The following is a 16,914-nucleotide window of genomic DNA, read 5'->3' as shown; positions in this document are numbered from 1 at the left end:
CAAGGGGTCAGGAGAGGTATGGCCCTGATACAGCGGCGAGTTCGGCACGCCTTACTCAGATACCGTCGGTGCCGAACCCTCCCTCCCACGTCTCCAGCGTTCTCAATGCGAGAGTGATGAAATGGAGGCACCGGCCGCAGAAGATGTTGGTCGGGCGGAACGGCGCCCAGCCACCGTACCTATTCCGCCGCTCCAGCCGCGAATGACAGGCCGGGCACTGGAACCTAGCCATCGGCACCACATCCGGCACCGGCAGCCCCGCCAACTCGGCCACCGCTCGCTCCAGGGTGTCGATGGCTGGCGGGATGGTCGCGCGGTCGGCGAAGTAGTCGCGGGCCAGTCGCCGCATCTCGGCAAAGGCGGGGAGGCACCTGTCTCTCAGCCTCGCCCGCTCTTCGCGGCCGGCGACGGTCATCTCCCGACAGGCGCGCAGCACGGCGTCCATGGCGCGGGAGGCGGCGAAGATCGCCTGATTAAGTGGCGAGTGCAGATCCCCGCCGAGCATTGCCGCCTCCGTGTGAATACAGGGCCAAACGACCAAACGATGTAAGTGCCGCGTTGCAGAGAGCAATCGGTCAGGAGTTGGCCGGGTCTGGTGTCGCGCCAGGTTCGGTGCCTGGGGCCTCACGACCCCCACTCGATCCCCTGCGCCCGCATGACCAGCCACATGGCCAGCGGGACCGCGAGGAATTGCAGGACGCCGATCCCAATCGTGACAAGCCCGTACCACCGCGGCCGGACGAACAACTGGCGTACGCCCAACGCGAGGCACACTAGCCAACAGGCGTGGCCGAACAAGAAGGTCAGTGCGGGCAGCGGGGTCATGACGCGCAAGCTGCCCCCGACGAGGCTGACAGCAGGTCCGCGAACACCGCCCAGAACATCACGACGGAGGCCCCCGCCACGAGGCCCGCGGCAATGATGTCGGGCCGTGACTCACGCTCGCCCACCCGCGTACCCTCTGCCGAGCAGTGTATTCGTATGCGCCGGCGCATGATAACACCGGCACGACATTGGACCCCGCCGGCGGCCGCAAGTCAAGAACCTGGGGGACGAACCGGCGCGTTGCTGAGTGGGTAAACGGCCAAGGAGTCACCGCACGGCTAAGGTCAACCGAATACGTCGCTGTCACTTGCCCGGGGTGAACGACTTCAATTCCCGGATGAGTTCCGGCTTCTCGTTCCGGAATTTCACGAGGCCCACACCCGGGGCGTACCAGTGGGTGTTTTTCGTCCCCGATTCCTTGGGCTTCTTCCCGTTTCGCTCGGCCTCCACGAACTGAACGGGGTACGCCCGGAACTTGCCGGCGGGGACCGTCACGTCTTCGGCGGTGCCGACGGTGTACTCTCCGGGTTCATTTCGGATGCCCCGGACGACGGGCGGATCGACCGACCACTGGTCGCCCGTCGCGAGCGGAAGCTTGAGGATTCGCGCTTCGATTGGGAACTTATCGGTCGTCACCCACGTGACCCCGTCGGCCGAAACGCTGAAGATGTCCTCGGACAATGCCTTTCCTTCCGTTCGCCGCACGGTAAGCGTTGTGACCGCGTCGCGCTGCTCGGCCGCCGTGATCTCGTCCATCCACTCCCGCTTTTCCTGCCGGTAGACCCACTTCGTGCCGACCGCGGTCGGGTAGAACGGCTTCTGGTCGGCAACCTTGGGCACGGGAGCGGCCGAGGTGCACGGGACGCCGACGAGGAAAATTAACAGCGACGCAGAGAATGCGCATGTGGGGAGTTGTTTCAACATCGGGTGTCTCGTGAGTTTGTTCTGAATTTACGGACGCCGGTCGAGATGGGTCAACTGAGAACGTGGTGAGAAGTCGCCGCCGCTCCGCTTTCCGCCCTGTTACCCCTTGCCCAGCACCCCGTCGACGACCCAGCACCCGCGGACGTGCGGCCCGTCGCCCCGGCAGTGGGCGAGAATCGCTTCGTCCTCGCACCCGGCGTCCTGCAACGCATCCGCGAGGATGGGCAGGCGGTCGAACGCGCGGTCGGCGTAGATCGCTTCCGCGAGGCCGACGGCGGTGGTGGTGAGCCACGATGGGGAGAACGTCACGGGGCGGAACGGGTTGCCAAAGATGTCGCGGAGGATCACACATTGACACCGTCGTTCTACCTCTCGGACGGCCGCATACCTGTCGTCGTGGTCACGCGACGAAAACTCAACTTGTGAGCTGGCAATGAGGTTCGCCGAGTAGAAGGCGGCACCGATCACATCGCGGACGATGTCCCGACCACAGGCCCAGAAGCCAGCGTTGTAAACTGGTTCGCCCGGATATAGTTCGAGCCGACTTTCGACATTCGCTTGCGCGCGGTCCATCGCCGCGGAGTCGGCCCGTCCGTCACAGAACGCCTCCGCAACTTCTGCGGCATTTTCCCAACAATCCCACGCCTCGTTCGCCGCCGGTTGACGACGGCAGCACGCGACCGCGAAGAGGCGGAGTTTCCGGTGTGACACTGTTGCGTCGAAGAAGGCGAGCGTCGGGTCCGGATCAGATGCCGCCAGCCACTCCGCTTCCGTCATCGCCTGCCCTCCCCGCGGTCGCGCCTAGACCGCGTAGACCAGCCAGTACCCGCCGCACTCCAGATCGACGTACCACACGTCGGTGGACTTCCTACCCGGCGGCGTTGGGGGCAACCCCTGCGGCCGTTTCACCACCCCCGCGCACTCGCCGGAGTGAACCCTCATGGTGCACCGATTGGTCCAAAGGCGCTCCTCCGTTGTCTCCCCGTCGCTCAACGTCGTGTAGCGCTCGCACCGGACCACGGCCACCGCACGCCGGCCGTCGAACACCGGGGCCGGGAAGGTGAACCGGAGGTTGATGAGCATCCCCGATTCGGATCGGGCCGTGGTGAGGAACAGTGTCGGACGCGGCTCCCGGAGCGAACGAACAATGCGGAGGACCACGACCGCGAGCAGGACGCCCCCGACGGCCGCCGGGAGGAGTGTGAGGTCCGGCCAGGGCGGCGGCCAGTGGTCTACGCGCGAAAATACGACCGCGATCCCCGCGAGCAGGCACCAGACCACCGTGACGATTGACCCACTGATGGGGGCCCCGCCGAAAGTGGGAGATGGCAACTTCCCCCGGGGGCTTTGACCGGACGCCATGGGGAGCAACTCCATTTCGGACTCTCCCGTCGCTCTGGACGACGGGAGAGTTGTCGGAAAACGGCAACAGGGCCGTGGGGCGATCACTTCACCACACGCCGGTGGCGGCCGGGGACGAACCAGAACAGCACGCCAGCCAGCAGGAGCACGACGGCGACGATGATGGGCATGGGTGTCGAGGTTCTATCTGAAACCGTTTCAGATAGAACCGAAGTGCGAGCACGGTCGCGACGATGACGGGCATGGCTACTGGTCCCAGGGCCGCGGGGCTTCCCTCTCCTCCACCCGGGTTCCTGTGTCCCAGACGATGTTGCACTTCCGGCACCGTAACCAGCCCGCCCGCGGGCGTCGCCGGGCCACTTCGCCTTCCACATGCCGCGAGAGCAGCGGGGGCACGGGAACCCCCGGTAGACGACGTAGCACAGTCCGACGGAGACGATGGCGAGAAAAAGGATGACCGACTGAGAGGTCGGCCAGTTGTACCACGCGCCGAGGGCGGCGAGGGCAGTGGTCACGGCCGCCCCGCCGGCCTTGCTCTGCCACGAGTAGAGGGTTTTCGCCCGCGGGGGTAACTCTCGATTCTCCGGCACGGTGGGCATCCTGGTGAGGATGGGACAGGATCACTCCTTCGGGAGTCGCTCACCACACGACCAGCCCCCACGACGGGGACCGCTTGTTCTTCCCGGCCTCGAACCGGCGGATCGTCGCGAGCGGGACGCCCGTCTTCTCCGCGAGTTCCTGTTGCGTCAGGCCGGACGCGGCGCGGAGTTCGGTCAGCTTCTCGGCGAAGGTGGGCGGGGTCACTTCTTCTTGCCCTTCGCAGGCTTGCCATCTTCCTTCGCCTTTGGTGGAAGGCCAACAACTGGAGGCGGCTGTTCAGCGTCTTCGGTGAAGAAGAAAGCGCAGTCCACTTCCAGCCCCTTGCAGAGCGCCTCTAGGGTGTCGTGCGTGGGATTCACCTTGCGGCCCTGCTCCATTGCTTCGATGTGGCGCTCCGGCACACCGCACTTCTCGCCCAACTGCTTCCTTGTCAAGCCAAGTTCTTCGCGACGCTGCTTCAACTTCAGATGCGGAAAGGGCATAGGGACCACTGGGAAAAAAGTTGGGAGAATCTTTGGAAAACTACTCCCAGAGGAGTAGACAAGGTACTCCTCTGGGAGTATTCTACCACCACAGCACCACCTACGCTATGTGAACCTGGGTTCAGGCGAGCGGAATCGTTCCGCCGTCCGCGTCGAGGGTGCGCGCCGAGGAACCTGCCATGCCCCTCCCGACCTGCGGCCAACTCGCCCCGACGCTCACGCACAAGGCCGGCCGCCGGTGGGCGTTCTTGCCGTCCGCGGACGCCATGTCGCCTTCCATCGGCACGCTGACGATCGTTCAGAGCAAGCGCGACACGGTCAGCTACGGCGTCGCCTTGGAAGAAGGCCAAGTGCTGTTCGTGAAGCTGACCGACGGCGAGGTGTACGGGGTGACGCTGAACCACCGCGGCCAGCCGGTGAAGTGCTCCTGCACGGGGTACTGCTTCAAGAAGACGTGCAAGCACTGCGACTGCACCAAGGAACTCCTGGCAGATGGCGTCCTCGACGCTGCCCCGGCGCACGCGGCCTGACCCCACTTCCTTCCCTCCCCTTTGAGGGGGAGGGTGCGCATCACGACGAACGGAGTCACCGACATGAAAGCGAACGCCACCGCGCCCGCAAGTGCCGAGGCTGTCTTCGCGCTCGATCTGGTCGCCGTGCTGAACGCCCTCGACCGGGCGGGGAAGCCCGTGGCCCACCTTCTCATCCCGATCGATCAATTCGACGACATGCCCGCAACCGACCTTGCGCCCGACGGCCGGCCCCCGATGATGGGCGGCGGGAAGCAAACACCCCCGAGGCAGGGACGCCTCTCCCCCCGCGCGGTCCGGCAGAGCCGCCGGGGGTCGATCCAACACCCCGAGCCTGGGACGGCGTGATCGTTGCCCCCGCGGCGGCGCAAGGAAGCGATCCGCCGCGGGGTTCATTGGAACACCCTAACCCCCGGACAATCGCGTACACCCACTCTCGCCGGTGGGCCGGGGAGTCTGCGCGCACCTACCCGCGCGCAGGCCATCACCACACGGAGGATTGCCGATGACCATGGACACGAGCGCCGCCAGACTGTCCACCCAAGCGCGGGACGCCATCGCCGAGATGGTGTTCCCCGCGGTGAAGCGGTTTTGCGAAACTCACGCCCCGGCCCACACCGCCGACGACAGCGGAAGCGCCGCGATACGGCCCGCCGCCGCGAACTCGACCAACTGCACGACCTGGGACGCCTTGCCGCCGCCGTCGGCGATGGACAATAACGCCATCGCCGCGGAGCTGGCCGGCCTCTTCACCTTGTCGCTGTCCGTTCTGAAACGCGCCGGCGACTTACTCCTCGAAGCCAACCGCCGCGGCCTGAAGATTCAGTTCCGGTCCGTCGTTTTTGGGGAATGGCTCCCGGCCATCGCCGCCGGCAAGCTGTCCGCCGAACTCGTCAGCAGTATGGCCGACGCCCCGAAGGCACTGAGGGCGCTGGCCAAGTTCCCCCCGGCCGAGCAGGTGAAACTGGCCGCGGACGATCACCGCATCGCCGTCGTGAAGGAAGTGGGCCAGTCGCCCCACGCCATGAGCGTGTGACAAGCCTTCGACGCCGGGCTGACGCACTGCGTCCTGCACGGCCGTGTGCTCACGCCCCGCGAGCAGGAAGTGCAACTCAAGGCCAAGCAGAAGGCCGCGACGAAGCCGAAGAAGGAGAAGGCCCCGCCGCCCCCGAAGGCGGACGTGCCGACGGACGATCAGACGGATCGGCTCGTGTGGAAGATTAACGAAGTTCTGGCCGCCAAGAACCTGCGGCCGTCGCCGCGGGAGATCGTCCGCATCGCGATTGCCGAGGGCTGGGGGCCCACGAGATGAATGCCGGCCGCCCCGTGACCGAACTCGAAGACCGGGAAGTGCTCGCCGAGTTGGAGGGCATATTCGCCGTCACCGTGGCCGGGTTGGAGCGGGGGGCCGCCCTGTACGCCGAAGTCGTCCGCCGGGGGATGACGTGCTCGCTGAAGTCCGTCGTGATGCGCGAGTACCTACCACCGATTGCGGCGAGGACACTGTCCGCCGCCGCCGTGGTCCGGTTCGCGGACCTTCGGCGGGTGCTGCGGGCCGTCGCCCGATTGCCGATCGAAGTTCAAGAGGCTCTTGCGGCCGGTCGGTTGGTCGATGTCGTCATGGGCGGCGAGGTCGTGAGCGTGTCCGCCCGCGACACGTTTCCGTCCTACGTCCGGCAGGTGTTCGTCGGCGGCAAGGTGGCCACCGTCGAGGAGCAGTTCGCCGAACTGGATGCCCGCCGCCGGCGGGAACTGGCCCGCGAGTTGGCCCGCGTCGAGCGGGCCGTCAAGCGGCTGGAACAGGCCGAGGTGACGACCACGGCCGCCACAGTGGAGGCGCTGATCGCGATGGGATGGGCCAAGGGCGACCCTGCCCGGCCGCCGTTTCACAACTCCTTCGCCGGCGGAGCAGTCTCCGGCGACGCGGCCCCGGCGTGGACCGCGACGGCCGGCAGGACCGGCGGCCGGGGGTGAAGTACTCCCATCGCGGCCTGCTCGTACTGAACGACTTCCGCCCGAAGCTCCAAGTCGGTCAACTGCCGGGAGGAGTGATCGAGTTGATCGGCGTACCGGCGGTACTCGACCATGGTCGAGGTCAACAGGTATGCGGTGCCAGCAATGAACACGCCGGGGATGACCCGGGAGGAGAATCGTATCGGCATGGGAAGTCTCCGAGCGGGCGAGAGCCTACTCAGTAAGCCCCCGCCGGCGACTCGCCACGTGCGGAAAAACCCAGCCGTCCGACGGAATGTCCGAAGTTTTGCTTCGTGTGTTCGGTTCTGCGGTACTGCTTCGACACACACCGTTCGATTCCGCCACGGTTGAGGCGATCGGAGGCGGTTGGCGTGGGAGGTTAGATCGAGCACCGACCTCAGCGGGGAATTGCGAGATGAGCGTTGCCGGCAACAACTGGTTCGCCCGCGGCCTTACCCTTGGGGACGCCCCCCCCGTCCTGGGCGAAGGCGAGGAGCCGACGCCGCTGCCGGTGGTGGACGTGTACCCGCACTTCGTGAGCGTCGTGTTCGCCGGCGACACCATCGCGCCGCCGGAGGTGCAGGAACAGCGGTTGCGGAAGCGACGCGAGCGGGCCGAGGGCGGGCCGGCGCGAGCGGCGAAGCGGCTGGAACGACTCATGTCCGAATGGCAAGTCACCGCCCTGACACCGATGCGCGCGGCCGAACTGCTCGTCGCGGCGGGGCTACGGCCGGGCCGAGATCTTTGACAACTCGGCCGGTCACTCAACGAAGGAAGTTCGGCCGCGGTCAGTTCGCCGCGCGGATGCCGGTCAAGCCACCTCTTGCCGCTACGGGTTGGCCCGGACTGACGAGGGCGGATCGGCGAACCCGTCCGATCGCTTCTCGCGGAAGCCCTGCCGGATCGTTCCGGCGATCCCCTCGCCCGGCTCGCATACCTGAGCCGCGCCGCTCTCGGGCGTTTCCGACCACAGGCCGTCCGGGCCGCGGCGGAGCCAGCCCGGGTTGGCGAACGTCGCCAGCGTTATCCGGCCGAGGGTGACGCACGCCTTTCCGCCGGCCACCAGCGCGATGACCGTGCCGTCCGCCCCGACGGTCATTGCCACCGCGTCGGCCGGTACCGGGGCCAGGGCTTGCGCGAGGGCGTGCCCGGACTGCGTCGTCAGCTCTCCGGCCGGCCCGACGCCGAGGACGCCGAACCGGGTGTACCCGACCCCGCCATCCGGCCGAGCGAAGGCGAAGAACCCGGCCCCGTCAACCGCCAGGTCGAAGGGCGCGTCAGTCTGGACGAAATCACGCCGGCCGGTGGACGAGACCGATGGCTCGGTAGTGGCCGCCGCGGCAGGTGGGGTTGGGGGACCGGACGCCGTGGGCTGCGGGAACGCCGGCAGTAGGTAGGTAAAAGGTTCCGGCTCCGGCGGGGGTATCGTCGGAATTGGCCCCGGCGGTCGAGGAACTACACAGCCGACGACGGCGGCGAACGTCGGCACGAGCAGGCGTCGGATCTTGCTTGGCACGACTCTCTCCCGTATCGGGCAACGGGCAAGAATGGTAAGCCGCTCGCCGACGCCGCGTCAAGACGATCTGGCGAGGATGACCGACAGGAAATCACTACACCAGTCGGGTCCGAAATCTTAACTCCGAGGACCAACCGTGACCGACCGCAACCCGCACTACCGCGTCGCCGAGGGCGCCGACGCCTGGGCCCTCGAAACGGCCGTGAAGACGCTCATGGATGACGGCTGGCTGCCCCAAGGGGGCGTCTGCGTCGTGCCGATCGGCGTCGGCGAGGCCGGGACGAAGTTCTTTCAGGCGATGACACGCAACGCCGTGCCGATCCTCCCGGTGACGGCCGTCGCCGACGTGATCCCATTCCCCAACCCGGTCAGCGGTCCTGACGGATTGTGACCGCCCGTACGTGCCATGGGGATCGCACTACCCGCCTTCCGCCACTCGCGTGAACGCCGGTATACTTCAGAGTGCAGTCGGCGCGGTGACGGCCATCGTCGCGCCTGAAAACGCCGGCCTTCGATTCCGTTATCCCTTTCCGGATCGAAGGCCGGCGGGCTGCTCGCACAAAAAGGGAACACCGATGTCTGCATTCGATGCGGATGAGGACGCTGACGAACGGCTGCAAGATCAAGTCGAGGAAATCCTCACCTACCACGAAGACGCTTCGCCCATCACTTCGGCGTTACACTATTTGGCGAAATACCTCATCCATGAAGCCGCTGGCGAACCGCACAGTGCCGGGTTCCTGTTCCTTTGCCGGCTCGAATCCGCTCTGATCGCATTCCCCGAAAAGCACATCCCGTCGGACCCGTTCGGGGACGGGCTGGTAAACTTCCGGCTGTACAAGTCGGACGTATACGGCACGAGCTTGCACGACGCTTGGGTCCGCGCCGGGTGGCGTGTGTTTGAAGGTCTTCTCTGCAACGCGGGCGCTCCACCCCTCGTCGTCCGAGAACTCGAAGCGGATCCGGACGACGAAGACGCTTTCGTCGCCGACCCGCAATCGCACGCAATTTTTTATCCGGACCCGGTAAACGGGGCATACGTTCGGGTCTTGGACACGGTCACGAGTTCGTCTCACGGCCCGAGGTGGTCGATCCGCCCGCAAGGCAATCGGATTGAAAGCGTGTTTACGACCGTCCAGGCCATCTTCGACAGGGTGGAGGGGAGCGAAATCCGGTTTCAACTCGCCCGCGAAGCCCGTCAGGCCCAGACGCGCATCGGTTTCACCCTTGAGATGATGCTAGAACAGGCGATGCCGGGGGTGGATGAGATCCTCCGCCATCACTTGTTGGACCGCTCCGAACTGGTGGCGGCACTGACGCAGATCGACTCTGCCACCGACGATACCGACGTCGACTCGAACCACAAGCAAGTTTACGAGGACGACTGGGCGTACTATTGCGACGACCAGTTGTATTGCTCACCCACGTTCGAAGTGGTCATTCGCACATCCGACAACCAGGAGTTCGATTTCCCGGAGGGGAGTTGCTCGTTGAAGATCATCAAACACATGATCCTCGTGACCGACAAAAAATTGAGGACGACGTTCACGAGCAGTGAATTGCGCCGAAAGAGTGACTCCGGGGATGACACCAAGGCAATCGTCCAATTCTTCCGGAGCGGGAAGCGGAACCGGGCAGCGTGGGACAATCTCATCGTCGGCGTTCCGGGCGAGCGGAACAAGTACACACTCAGTCTCCGCCCCTTACTTGACGACGAACAGAATATCTAATGCCGGTCAGTGCAATGAAAGTCACTTGGCCAATGCACTCTGAGTCACTGAAACGCGCAACGAGAATCACGGGTTTGCACAAAGCGAAGTCACTTCACGTCCACTTAGAGTTTAGCCAGACGTATCCAACAGGAGGTCTGGCTCATGCCACGGGTCCCACCGTCCGTTCCGCTTGAAAGCTCCTCGACCCGCCAACTCATCCCGCCGAAGCACGCCATCAAGGCACGCCTCGCGTACTTGTGCGCCGAGGTTTGCGTTCTTCGGAAGCTGTTGAAGCTCGCCGAAAGACTGCCCGACCACGAACCGCCGCCGGTCGCCCCGGTCTGGAGCGGCTCATCCTGACCGCTTCCAACCCATTCCCCGCGCATCCGCCACAGTCACCCGCATGGGCGGCAAATGACGCATTCGCCGGCATCGTCGGCGGGGTTGGCCAGAGGCGGCGCTGTGTTCGCGAGTTATGCCCCCCGGTCCACCAGGGGAGAGGAGAGTTATGCAGCAGTTAATTGAAAGGCTGAAAACCGAAGGTTTCCTGCCACTGGCGGAGGCCGCGAGGGAGTTCGAGGTTTCGCCGGATTCCATTGCCCGGTGGCACACGCAAGGTGCGAGGACGCCGTCGGGTGAGATCGCGCGTCTGGAGGCGGTGAGGATGCCGGGAAAGTTGCTCACGAGTCGGCCCGCGATCGCGCGGTTTCTGGAACGGATCGGAGGAGTCGTGACCGCGAAATGACGGGGCCGAGACACGCCACATGCCTCGGCCCCAACCCAACCCCAACGGAGAAAACCCAACTTGGTCAATCATCTGGTCACTTCCATTGTACCCACACCCGCTGCGGACTTTCGTCCGATCCCGGGGAGTGGCTTGAATACCCGCAAATATTGTCACGGCTGCGGCGCGATCTGCAACTCGTGCTTCCGTCCATGGGCAGATTGTCGGGGTGAGTGCGACATCATTTTCGGTGAGCTGACGTGGTGTGACGTTTGTCGCCCGGTTAGCCCGGCCATGCTTTACTTCGTGGAGGGCTTCACACATGGCTGATGTACTTGCTGATGATCCGCCGCCGGCTACGTCGCCAGAAACGGCCGACCCCTTCTGCCCTGAACACGTCGCCGAACTGGCCGGGTCCGGCATTCCGCCCGAGTTCGCTCTGGCGGCCGGGTGGCAAACCGAGTTCGACGCCACGATCAACGGCAACACGCTCAACTGGAAGGGGCCGGCCGACGCGATCGGCCCCTGTCTTCGCATCCCGTACTTCGACCCCGACGGCCGGCCGATGCGGTTCACCGCGCCCGGTTGGAACTGGCCAAGTCGCTCCGTGCCGAAGGGGCGGACGTTGTCCTTGTGGACTTGAAGGACGGGCCGAACGGCGAGAAGGTGGGCCTCGACGATTTCGTGGTGGCGAACGGCGAGGCCGCGTTCCGCAAACTTGTGCAGGACGCGGTCGACGCCAAGCCGCAAGGCGAGGCGGACGCCAAGGAAGAACTCAACGTCTCGGCGGTCAAGGCCCTGGCGCTCATCGCCCGCAGTCAGGCCGAGTTCTGGCACGATGATTCTCTGGCGGCGTGGGCGACGATCGGCAAGCGGTCGCTGAAGGTGAAGTCCCCGGCCTTCAAGTCCTGGCTGACGAACGCCTACCGCAAGCAGGCCAGCGAGATCGCCCCGGCCGAGGCCCTGAACAACGCCATCAACCTCGTCGAGGCCGAGGCGGTTTGGGACGGGCCGGCGGACACCCCGCACGTCCGCGTCGCCGGCCACAACGGGAACATCCTCGTCGCGCTGTACGACGCCGCCGACACGGTCGTCGAGATCGGGCCGGGGTGGTGGCGGCCGTGCCCGGAACCGCCCGTCCGGTTCGCCCGCCCGCCGACCGCCAAGCCCCTGCCGGTGCCCGAGCGGGGCGGCGACTTGGACGCGCTCCGCGAGCTCCTCAACCTCGGCAGCGACGACGACGGCCGCGAGCAATTCACGCTCCTGGTCGGGTGGGTGTGCGGGGCGTTCCTGCCCGGCGGTCCGTACCCGGTCCTGAACCTGGCGGGCGAGCACGGCAGCGCCAAGAGCACCACGGCCACGGTGTTGAAGCGGTTGACCGACCCGGGGAAGGCGGAGTTGCGCAAGACGCCGAAGGAGAGCCGCGACCTGATGATCGCGGCGGCGAACAACCACCTTCTGGTGTTCGACAACCTTTCCTACCTGCACCAATGGTTCTCGGACGACCTGTGTTGCTTGGCGACCGGCGGCGGGTTCTCGACGCGGGCGCTGTACGCCGACGACCAGGAGATGGTGTTCGACGCCAAGCGGCCCGTCATCGTCGGCGGCATCGAGGACTTCGTAAAGTCGGCCGACCTGTTGAGTCGGCTCATCGCCGTCCGCCTGCCGGCCATCCCGGAAGAGAAGCGGATGGAAGAATCGGTGTTCTGGGCCAGGTTCGAGAAGGCGCAACCGCAGATCCTCGGCGCGATCTTCGACCGGCTGGCCGTCGGCCTCGCCACGCTGCCGACGGTGGCCCTGACCAAGTTGCCCCGCATGGCCGACTTCGCGAAGTTCGCCTTCGCCTGCGAGGGCGGCGGGGACGAGGCGAAGTCGCCGTTCCTGACCGCCTACACCGCCAACCGCTCGGGGTCGCAAGAGGCCGCGGTGGAGAACTCGTCGGTCGCGCAGGCGGTCGTGAAGTTCATGGCCACGCTGAAAGACCAAGGCGGGTCGTGGGAGGGGACGGCGACCGAACTCCTCACCCAACTCGAGGCCCACGGCCCGACGACCGACCCGAAGCCGAAGGACTGGCCGGCGTTCGCCAGCGACGTCACGAACAGGATCACCCGGATCGCCGACGACCTGCGGAAGGTCCACGGGATTGACTTCCAAAAGGCCCGCCGAAACGGCGGCAATCGGGAGCGGTACCTCACCCTGAAGTTCGTGGGGGGAGGGACAGGGGTGCCCGCCGGTGGGACGGGGGGAGGGACAGGGGTGCCCGAAACGAGCGGCCGGACGGAAGTGCCGAAGGAGACGGACTTTAACGACGGCAGGCGGGACAGAGGGACGGGGAGGGACAGGGTTCCCGGCCCTACTCCGGCTCCCCCGCGAAAGGACTGGCGGTTCGGCTCGCCCGACCGGAACTCCACGAAGGCGAAAGGAGGCCCGGCATGACCGCCGCCGACCTGCTGACCACGCTCGTCGCCCATGGGTGTGCGCCGTCCGTTGATGGGCACGAACTCGTCCTCGCGGCCCCGCCGCCGACCGGCTTGGAAGTCGCCGTCTCACTCCTGCAATGCCCGCTCCGCGGCCTGCTCACGGGCAAGAAGGTCTACGCCGTGGACAAGGACGCCCGGCCGCTCGGCGACGGGGGCGTGATCGACCCGCGGGAGTTGCTGCCGGCGAACGTCCACATGGTCGTCGTCGAGTCGGGCGGCGAGTGGGACCGCATCTCCCCGTTCGCCCGCGAGACGCTCCCACACCTGTTCGCCCCGGCGGAGGCGAAGCCGGCCAAGAAGCCGAGTCACTTCAAGACTGAGAGGGCACGATGAACTCTATCGACCAGTCCGCCCGGTGGGCGATCCTGTACCGTCGACCCGGTTCACGGGTGTGGCTCGAACTGGGCACTGCCGGGACCGAGGCACAGGCGTCCGCGTGGTTGTTGCGGTTCTTCGCCACGGGCGATTACCGCATCCGCCGACCATCCGCGGCGAAGGAGGCGGCCCGTGCCTGATGCGACCGCCAAACGCCGAACCTGCCCGCCCGGCCTCCTCCGACGGGACGATGCTGCCGCCTACTGTGGCGTCTCGGCCGCGACCTGGGACCGCTGGACCGCCGCCGACCTGAACCCGGAGCCGCGGAAGATCGGCGGGGCCGTCCTCTGGTCCCGCCACGAACTGGCCGAGTGGTGCCGCCGGGGCTGCATGGCCCGCCGCCAGTGGGCCGCCGTGTGGCTTCAGATCCTCGCCCGTCGCTGACCTTCTCTTTTTGACCTGCCGTTGATTCACACCCGGTGGAGGGCGTACCCTGTTCGCTCCTGCGATGAGGGTACGCGCGTGAAAATGTACAAGCCCACGTTCACGAAGAAGCTACCGCCGAACGCCGAAGTCGTCACCCGCGATGGCAAGCCCCATGTGAAGATGCGGGACGGCGGCCGGACGGTGTACTACCCGCTGACCGAGTGCGGCACCAAGTTCCTCAAGGAACTGGACACGTGGTACGCGAAAGTGAAGCAGCCGAACGGTAAGCGGAAGCCCGTCCCCCTGTCGCCGAACAAGCAAGCCGCGGAGATGATGCTCGGGCAGATCCTCCGAGACATCGAGATGCGGAAGGCCGGGGCCGTCGACCCGCACCGGGACCACGGCCGCACCCCGTTGGCCGACCACCTCGCCGCGTGGGGACTGCGACTGACCGACGACGGGGCCACGCCGAAGCACGTCGCGCAGACCACCGACCGCGCGGCCAAAGTCTTCACCGCCTGCCGGTTCGTCTTCCCCACCGACATCGACCCGGAACCCGTGCAACGGTACCTCGCCGGCCGCCGCCGCGAGCGGGGCCGTGACCTGCCGGCCGGCCAGTCGTGGTTCAAGCCGAAGGAACTGGCCGCGGCCCTCGGCATCAAGCCCACGGCACTCGCCCCCACCATCCTGCGGCACGGCCTGGCGGCCGAGGGCGCCGGGAAGTCCCGACGATACCCGCGGGCGACGGCGGAAGCCCTGTTGGCGGTCCGGAACAAGGGCGCGAGCGTCCGCACGGTCAACACCTACGTCGCCAGCCTGAAGGCGTTCGGCAACTACATGGTGAGCGCGAAGCGGATGGCGGCCAACCCGTTCGACGTGCTCACGATCGGCAACGTGGAGTTGGACCCGCGGCACCACCGCCGGGCGTTGTCGCCCGCGGAACTGGCCCGCCTGGTCGCCGCCGCCGAGACATCGACTCAAACCGTTCGCGGGCTAATCGGGCCGCACCGGGCGACGCTCTACATCTTCGCCGCGTCCACCGGCTTCCGGGTCAGCGAACTGGCCATCCTTTCGCCGATGATGTTCCGGCTCGACGCCACGCCGCCGACCGTGACGCCGCCGGCCCGAGGGGCGAAGAACCGCAAACTGATCCACCAGCCGCTACCGCTCGACGTGGCCGGGCGGATGAGAGGAGTCATCGCGGGGAAGGGGAGTCGGCAAGCCATCTGGCCGGGCGACTGGTCCAACGACGCGGCCGAGATGCTCCGAGTGGACCTGGCGACGGCCGGTATCCCGTACGCCGTGGACTCCCCGAACGGCCCGCTGTTCGCCGACTTCCACGCCATCCGCCACACGTTCATCCGCCGCCTCGACGAGGCCGGCGCGACCCTCAAGGAAGCCATGCAACTGGCCCGGCACAGCGATCCGAAGCTCACGATGGCCGTCTACGGCCGGGCGTCGCTGGAAGAATTGGGCAGCGTGGCCAACCGGTTAGCACCGATTCCACATGTACCGCCACATGTACCAACTGGTGCGGAAACATGCGGACGGGTGACGACCCATGAGGAAACTTGTCCACCGGGGACGGGTGAACAGGGCATCGGTAGGAAGGCTGGAAAACAAGGCGATGAGGGCCAATGCGGAGACATGAGGGCTGATGACGAATGTACACCCGGTGAGGCTCGAACTCACAACCTGCCGCTTAGAAGGCGGCAAAACGCGGGATCTGCAAGTTGTTTCTCAGCAACAGCTTATGGCCTATGTAGGCGAGAAAGTCCTTTTGCACACATCGCAGGAATTGGCTTGGTTTTGCTTGTAGACACTTGGTTTCGCTGACCGGTCAGACTTCGGATGGCCGGTTTTTCGGGCTGTCAGAGAAGTACCCCCGGCGCGAGTCGAACGCGCAACCGACGCCTTAGAAGGGCGTTGCTCTATCCAGTTGAGCTACAGGGGCAAAGCCATTTTCATCTTACCGAGGGAGGCTGCGATCCGCTACCGGGTTCGCCCACGACAGGTGGGTGTTCGCGGATCATCGGCGGCACGAGTGCAGCACGACGCATGGCACCAGCGGTTTGTCCGCTGTAGTACGTCGTGATATCTTCTCAGTGCCACCGGCCACCCTTTCCCCGATTCTGACATGCGGCGTACTCCACTGCACATCCCGGACATCCTCCGCTGGGCCGACGAGTTCCACCAACGGCGCGGTCGATGGCCGACCCGCGATGACGGTCCGATCGTCGGCCCGCTCGACCTTACCTGGCGGCAGATCGACTCCGCCCTGAAGCTCGGCAACCGTGGGCTCAATCGTGGGTCTTCCCTCGCCAAGCTGCTCCTCGCGAGACGCAAGCGGCGGCACAAAGGAATGCCTCCGACGCTGACCGTGTCCCAAATCCTGACGTGGGCGGATGCTCACCACACTCGGAGCGGAGAATGGCCGATCTACTCCGCCGGAAGCATACCTGCCGTGAAGGGTGAGACGTGGAGCGCAGTCGATCACTCGCTGCGGATCGGACGACGTGGATTGCCCGGCGGCTCTTCACTAGCTCAGTTGCTTGAAGCTCAGCGTGGCGTCAGAAACGTGCAGGCTGTTCCCGACCTGACCGTGCGGCAGGTGTTGGGGTGGGCTGATGCCTATCACGCAAAGAACAGCTCGTGGCCCACGCGCGACTCCGGCCCGATCGACGGTACGGTCGGTGAGACATGGTCAGCGGTGGCACAGGCATTCGTCGTCGGTGGCCGTGGGATTGGTGAAAGAAGCTCACTGGCTAAATTCCTGTCACGTCATCGTGGTGTTCGTAATCACCTCGATGCATCTGCCCTGGCTGTCGAGACGATCCTTGCGTGGGCCGATACTCACCAGAAGAAAATGGGAACGTGGCCGAAGCGTGGATCGGGATCGATAACTGGCGTGGAAGGTGAGCTGTGGTCGTCAGTGGATGCTGCTCTGGTCATGGGGGTGCGCGGTCTACCCGGCAATTCGTCACTTGCCAAGCTGCTGGCTATAGTGGACCCCATTTGCGAGACCAAAAACCGACGAATTTAAG

At 65.8% G+C, this 16,914-nt stretch carries 26 protein-coding genes and 1 tRNA gene; 16 read left to right on the top strand and 11 right to left on the bottom strand.

Features of this window, described 5'->3' with window-relative positions; genetic code table 11:
* Positions 1-55 precede the first annotated feature (55 nt).
* From PX52LOC_RS27670 to PX52LOC_RS27635, 8 genes are all read right to left on the bottom strand, one after another.
* A complete protein-coding gene (locus tag PX52LOC_RS27670; protein WP_149113118.1) occupies positions 56-505 on the bottom strand; it encodes a hypothetical protein in 450 nt (149 codons plus the stop codon).
* Positions 506-624: 119 nt separating this feature from the next.
* Positions 625-825, bottom strand: coding sequence for a hypothetical protein (locus PX52LOC_RS27665; RefSeq protein ID WP_149113117.1), 201 nt, complete (start codon positions 823-825; stop codon positions 625-627).
* Between the two features lie 303 nt (positions 826-1,128).
* Positions 1,129-1,749 (bottom strand): TapB family protein, encoded by a 621-nt coding sequence (locus tag PX52LOC_RS27660; RefSeq protein WP_149113116.1) that lies wholly within the window; start codon positions 1,747-1,749, stop codon positions 1,129-1,131.
* A gap of 99 nt (positions 1,750-1,848) precedes the next feature.
* Positions 1,849-2,526 carry a hypothetical protein gene (locus PX52LOC_RS42905; RefSeq protein ID WP_246173483.1) on the bottom strand — a complete coding sequence of 226 codons (678 nt, stop codon included), beginning with the start codon at positions 2,524-2,526 and terminating at the stop codon, positions 1,849-1,851.
* 24 nt (positions 2,527-2,550) lie between these two features.
* On the bottom strand, positions 2,551-3,126 hold the full coding sequence (locus tag PX52LOC_RS27650; RefSeq protein ID WP_149113115.1) for a hypothetical protein: 576 nt from the start codon (positions 3,124-3,126) through the stop codon (positions 2,551-2,553).
* 68 nt (positions 3,127-3,194) lie between these two features.
* Positions 3,195-3,701, bottom strand: a complete 507-nt coding sequence (locus tag PX52LOC_RS27645) for a hypothetical protein (protein ID WP_149113114.1) — start codon at positions 3,699-3,701, stop codon at positions 3,195-3,197.
* Between the two features lie 49 nt (positions 3,702-3,750).
* Positions 3,751-3,915, bottom strand: a complete 165-nt coding sequence (locus PX52LOC_RS27640; protein ID WP_149113113.1) for a helix-turn-helix transcriptional regulator — start codon at positions 3,913-3,915, stop codon at positions 3,751-3,753.
* Positions 3,912-4,193, bottom strand: a complete 282-nt coding sequence (locus tag PX52LOC_RS27635) for a helix-turn-helix domain-containing protein (RefSeq protein ID WP_149113112.1) — start codon at positions 4,191-4,193, stop codon at positions 3,912-3,914. The genes PX52LOC_RS27640 and PX52LOC_RS27635 overlap by 4 nt, the downstream gene beginning before the upstream one ends.
* A 179-nt stretch (positions 4,194-4,372) precedes the next feature.
* Here PX52LOC_RS27635 and PX52LOC_RS27630 point away from each other — a divergent pair, with 179 nt between their 5' ends.
* The 5 genes from PX52LOC_RS27630 (at position 4,373) to PX52LOC_RS27610 (ending at position 6,697) form a co-directional block, all read left to right on the top strand.
* Positions 4,373-4,723, top strand: coding sequence for a hypothetical protein (locus tag PX52LOC_RS27630; protein ID WP_149113111.1), 351 nt, complete (start codon positions 4,373-4,375; stop codon positions 4,721-4,723).
* A gap of 63 nt (positions 4,724-4,786) precedes the next feature.
* Positions 4,787-5,071, top strand: coding sequence for a hypothetical protein (locus tag PX52LOC_RS27625; RefSeq protein ID WP_149113110.1), 285 nt, complete (start codon positions 4,787-4,789; stop codon positions 5,069-5,071).
* A gap of 157 nt (positions 5,072-5,228) precedes the next feature.
* Complete coding sequence (locus PX52LOC_RS27620; protein ID WP_149113109.1) at positions 5,229-5,759, top strand: hypothetical protein; 531 nt, start codon at positions 5,229-5,231, stop codon at positions 5,757-5,759.
* Between the two features lie 45 nt (positions 5,760-5,804).
* Positions 5,805-6,035: a hypothetical protein gene (locus PX52LOC_RS27615; RefSeq protein WP_149113108.1), complete on the top strand. Its 231-nt coding sequence runs from the start codon at positions 5,805-5,807 to the stop codon at positions 6,033-6,035.
* Positions 6,032-6,697, top strand: coding sequence for a hypothetical protein (locus tag PX52LOC_RS27610; RefSeq protein WP_149113107.1), 666 nt, complete (start codon positions 6,032-6,034; stop codon positions 6,695-6,697). The genes PX52LOC_RS27615 and PX52LOC_RS27610 overlap by 4 nt, the downstream gene beginning before the upstream one ends.
* Here the strand turns inward: PX52LOC_RS27610 and PX52LOC_RS27605 are convergent.
* Positions 6,610-6,885, bottom strand: coding sequence for a hypothetical protein (locus PX52LOC_RS27605; protein ID WP_149113106.1), 276 nt, complete (start codon positions 6,883-6,885; stop codon positions 6,610-6,612). The two genes, PX52LOC_RS27610 and PX52LOC_RS27605, sit on opposite strands and share 88 nt — an antisense overlap.
* 227 nt (positions 6,886-7,112) lie before the next feature.
* On the opposite strand from PX52LOC_RS27605, the gene PX52LOC_RS27600 reads away from it, so the two are divergent.
* Complete coding sequence (locus tag PX52LOC_RS27600) at positions 7,113-7,445, top strand: hypothetical protein (protein ID WP_149113105.1); 333 nt, start codon at positions 7,113-7,115, stop codon at positions 7,443-7,445.
* Between the two features lie 81 nt (positions 7,446-7,526).
* Here PX52LOC_RS27600 and PX52LOC_RS27595 read toward each other — a convergent pair whose 3' ends face one another.
* Positions 7,527-8,213 (bottom strand): flagellar hook-basal body protein, encoded by a 687-nt coding sequence (locus PX52LOC_RS27595; protein WP_149113104.1) that lies wholly within the window; start codon positions 8,211-8,213, stop codon positions 7,527-7,529.
* A gap of 136 nt (positions 8,214-8,349) precedes the next feature.
* Between PX52LOC_RS27595 and PX52LOC_RS27590 the strand changes: the two genes are divergently transcribed.
* The 9 genes from PX52LOC_RS27590 to PX52LOC_RS27550 all read left to right on the top strand — a co-directional run bounded on the left by PX52LOC_RS27590 (position 8,350) and on the right by PX52LOC_RS27550 (position 15,706).
* Positions 8,350-8,604 (top strand): DUF1737 domain-containing protein, encoded by a 255-nt coding sequence (locus PX52LOC_RS27590; protein WP_149113103.1) that lies wholly within the window; start codon positions 8,350-8,352, stop codon positions 8,602-8,604.
* Between the two features lie 184 nt (positions 8,605-8,788).
* Complete coding sequence (locus PX52LOC_RS27585) at positions 8,789-9,943, top strand: hypothetical protein (protein WP_149113102.1); 1,155 nt, start codon at positions 8,789-8,791, stop codon at positions 9,941-9,943.
* 144 nt (positions 9,944-10,087) lie between these two features.
* Entirely contained in the window at positions 10,088-10,285 is a 198-nt protein-coding gene (locus tag PX52LOC_RS27580) for a hypothetical protein (RefSeq protein ID WP_149113101.1), read from the top strand.
* A gap of 686 nt (positions 10,286-10,971) precedes the next feature.
* On the top strand, positions 10,972-11,292 hold the full coding sequence (locus PX52LOC_RS27575; RefSeq protein ID WP_149113100.1) for a hypothetical protein: 321 nt from the start codon (positions 10,972-10,974) through the stop codon (positions 11,290-11,292).
* Positions 11,283-13,085 (top strand): hypothetical protein, encoded by a 1,803-nt coding sequence (locus PX52LOC_RS27570; RefSeq protein ID WP_149113099.1) that lies wholly within the window; start codon positions 11,283-11,285, stop codon positions 13,083-13,085. Before PX52LOC_RS27575 ends, PX52LOC_RS27570 begins: the two co-directional genes overlap by 10 nt.
* Positions 13,082-13,462, top strand: coding sequence for a hypothetical protein (locus PX52LOC_RS27565; RefSeq protein ID WP_149113098.1), 381 nt, complete (start codon positions 13,082-13,084; stop codon positions 13,460-13,462). Before PX52LOC_RS27570 ends, PX52LOC_RS27565 begins: the two co-directional genes overlap by 4 nt.
* A complete protein-coding gene (locus PX52LOC_RS27560) occupies positions 13,459-13,644 on the top strand; it encodes a hypothetical protein (RefSeq protein WP_149113097.1) in 186 nt (61 codons plus the stop codon). Before PX52LOC_RS27565 ends, PX52LOC_RS27560 begins: the two co-directional genes overlap by 4 nt.
* Positions 13,637-13,888, top strand: coding sequence for a helix-turn-helix transcriptional regulator (locus PX52LOC_RS27555; protein ID WP_149113096.1), 252 nt, complete (start codon positions 13,637-13,639; stop codon positions 13,886-13,888). The genes PX52LOC_RS27560 and PX52LOC_RS27555 overlap by 8 nt, the downstream gene beginning before the upstream one ends.
* Before the next feature lie 84 nt (positions 13,889-13,972).
* On the top strand, positions 13,973-15,706 hold the full coding sequence (locus PX52LOC_RS27550) for a tyrosine-type recombinase/integrase (protein ID WP_246173802.1): 1,734 nt from the start codon (positions 13,973-13,975) through the stop codon (positions 15,704-15,706).
* A 44-nt stretch (positions 15,707-15,750) separates the two neighbouring features.
* Here PX52LOC_RS27550 and PX52LOC_RS27545 read toward each other — a convergent pair.
* Positions 15,751-15,824, bottom strand: a tRNA-Arg gene (locus PX52LOC_RS27545).
* Positions 15,825-16,007: 183 nt separating this feature from the next.
* Here PX52LOC_RS27545 and PX52LOC_RS27540 point away from each other — a divergent pair.
* Positions 16,008-16,913 (top strand): hypothetical protein, encoded by a 906-nt coding sequence (locus PX52LOC_RS27540; RefSeq protein WP_149113094.1) that lies wholly within the window; start codon positions 16,008-16,010, stop codon positions 16,911-16,913.
* Position 16,914 lies beyond the last annotated feature (1 nt).

Source organism: Limnoglobus roseus (assembly GCF_008254045.1).
GTDB classification, from domain to species: domain Bacteria; phylum Planctomycetota; class Planctomycetia; order Gemmatales; family Gemmataceae; genus Limnoglobus; species Limnoglobus roseus.
The sequence above is the reverse complement of the archived record's forward strand: the minus strand, read 5'-3'. Positions and strand labels throughout refer to the sequence as shown.

Coding starts and splice junctions, on each gene's coding strand:
- PX52LOC_RS27580 (WP_149113101.1), top strand. CDS start 10,088: ATGCCACGGGTCCCACCGTCCGTTCCGCTTGAAAGCTCCTCGACCCGC.
- PX52LOC_RS27650 (WP_149113115.1), bottom strand. CDS start 3,126: ATGGAGTTGCTCCCCATGGCGTCCGGTCAAAGCCCCCGGGGGAAGTTG.
- PX52LOC_RS27630 (WP_149113111.1), top strand. CDS start 4,373: ATGCCCCTCCCGACCTGCGGCCAACTCGCCCCGACGCTCACGCACAAG.
- PX52LOC_RS27605 (WP_149113106.1), bottom strand. CDS start 6,885: ATGCCGATACGATTCTCCTCCCGGGTCATCCCCGGCGTGTTCATTGCT.
- PX52LOC_RS27540 (WP_149113094.1), top strand. CDS start 16,008: ATGCGGCGTACTCCACTGCACATCCCGGACATCCTCCGCTGGGCCGAC.
- PX52LOC_RS27660 (WP_149113116.1), bottom strand. CDS start 1,749: ATGTTGAAACAACTCCCCACATGCGCATTCTCTGCGTCGCTGTTAATT.
- PX52LOC_RS27635 (WP_149113112.1), bottom strand. CDS start 4,193: ATGCCCTTTCCGCATCTGAAGTTGAAGCAGCGTCGCGAAGAACTTGGC.
- PX52LOC_RS27550 (WP_246173802.1), top strand. CDS start 13,973: ATGTACAAGCCCACGTTCACGAAGAAGCTACCGCCGAACGCCGAAGTC.
- PX52LOC_RS27665 (WP_149113117.1), bottom strand. CDS start 825: ATGACCCCGCTGCCCGCACTGACCTTCTTGTTCGGCCACGCCTGTTGG.
- PX52LOC_RS27585 (WP_149113102.1), top strand. CDS start 8,789: ATGTCTGCATTCGATGCGGATGAGGACGCTGACGAACGGCTGCAAGAT.
- PX52LOC_RS27560 (WP_149113097.1), top strand. CDS start 13,459: ATGAACTCTATCGACCAGTCCGCCCGGTGGGCGATCCTGTACCGTCGA.
- PX52LOC_RS27575 (WP_149113100.1), top strand. CDS start 10,972: ATGGCTGATGTACTTGCTGATGATCCGCCGCCGGCTACGTCGCCAGAA.
- PX52LOC_RS27625 (WP_149113110.1), top strand. CDS start 4,787: ATGAAAGCGAACGCCACCGCGCCCGCAAGTGCCGAGGCTGTCTTCGCG.
- PX52LOC_RS27620 (WP_149113109.1), top strand. CDS start 5,229: ATGACCATGGACACGAGCGCCGCCAGACTGTCCACCCAAGCGCGGGAC.
- PX52LOC_RS27565 (WP_149113098.1), top strand. CDS start 13,082: ATGACCGCCGCCGACCTGCTGACCACGCTCGTCGCCCATGGGTGTGCG.
- PX52LOC_RS27670 (WP_149113118.1), bottom strand. CDS start 505: ATGCTCGGCGGGGATCTGCACTCGCCACTTAATCAGGCGATCTTCGCC.
- PX52LOC_RS27600 (WP_149113105.1), top strand. CDS start 7,113: ATGAGCGTTGCCGGCAACAACTGGTTCGCCCGCGGCCTTACCCTTGGG.
- PX52LOC_RS27610 (WP_149113107.1), top strand. CDS start 6,032: ATGAATGCCGGCCGCCCCGTGACCGAACTCGAAGACCGGGAAGTGCTC.
- PX52LOC_RS42905 (WP_246173483.1), bottom strand. CDS start 2,526: ATGACGGAAGCGGAGTGGCTGGCGGCATCTGATCCGGACCCGACGCTC.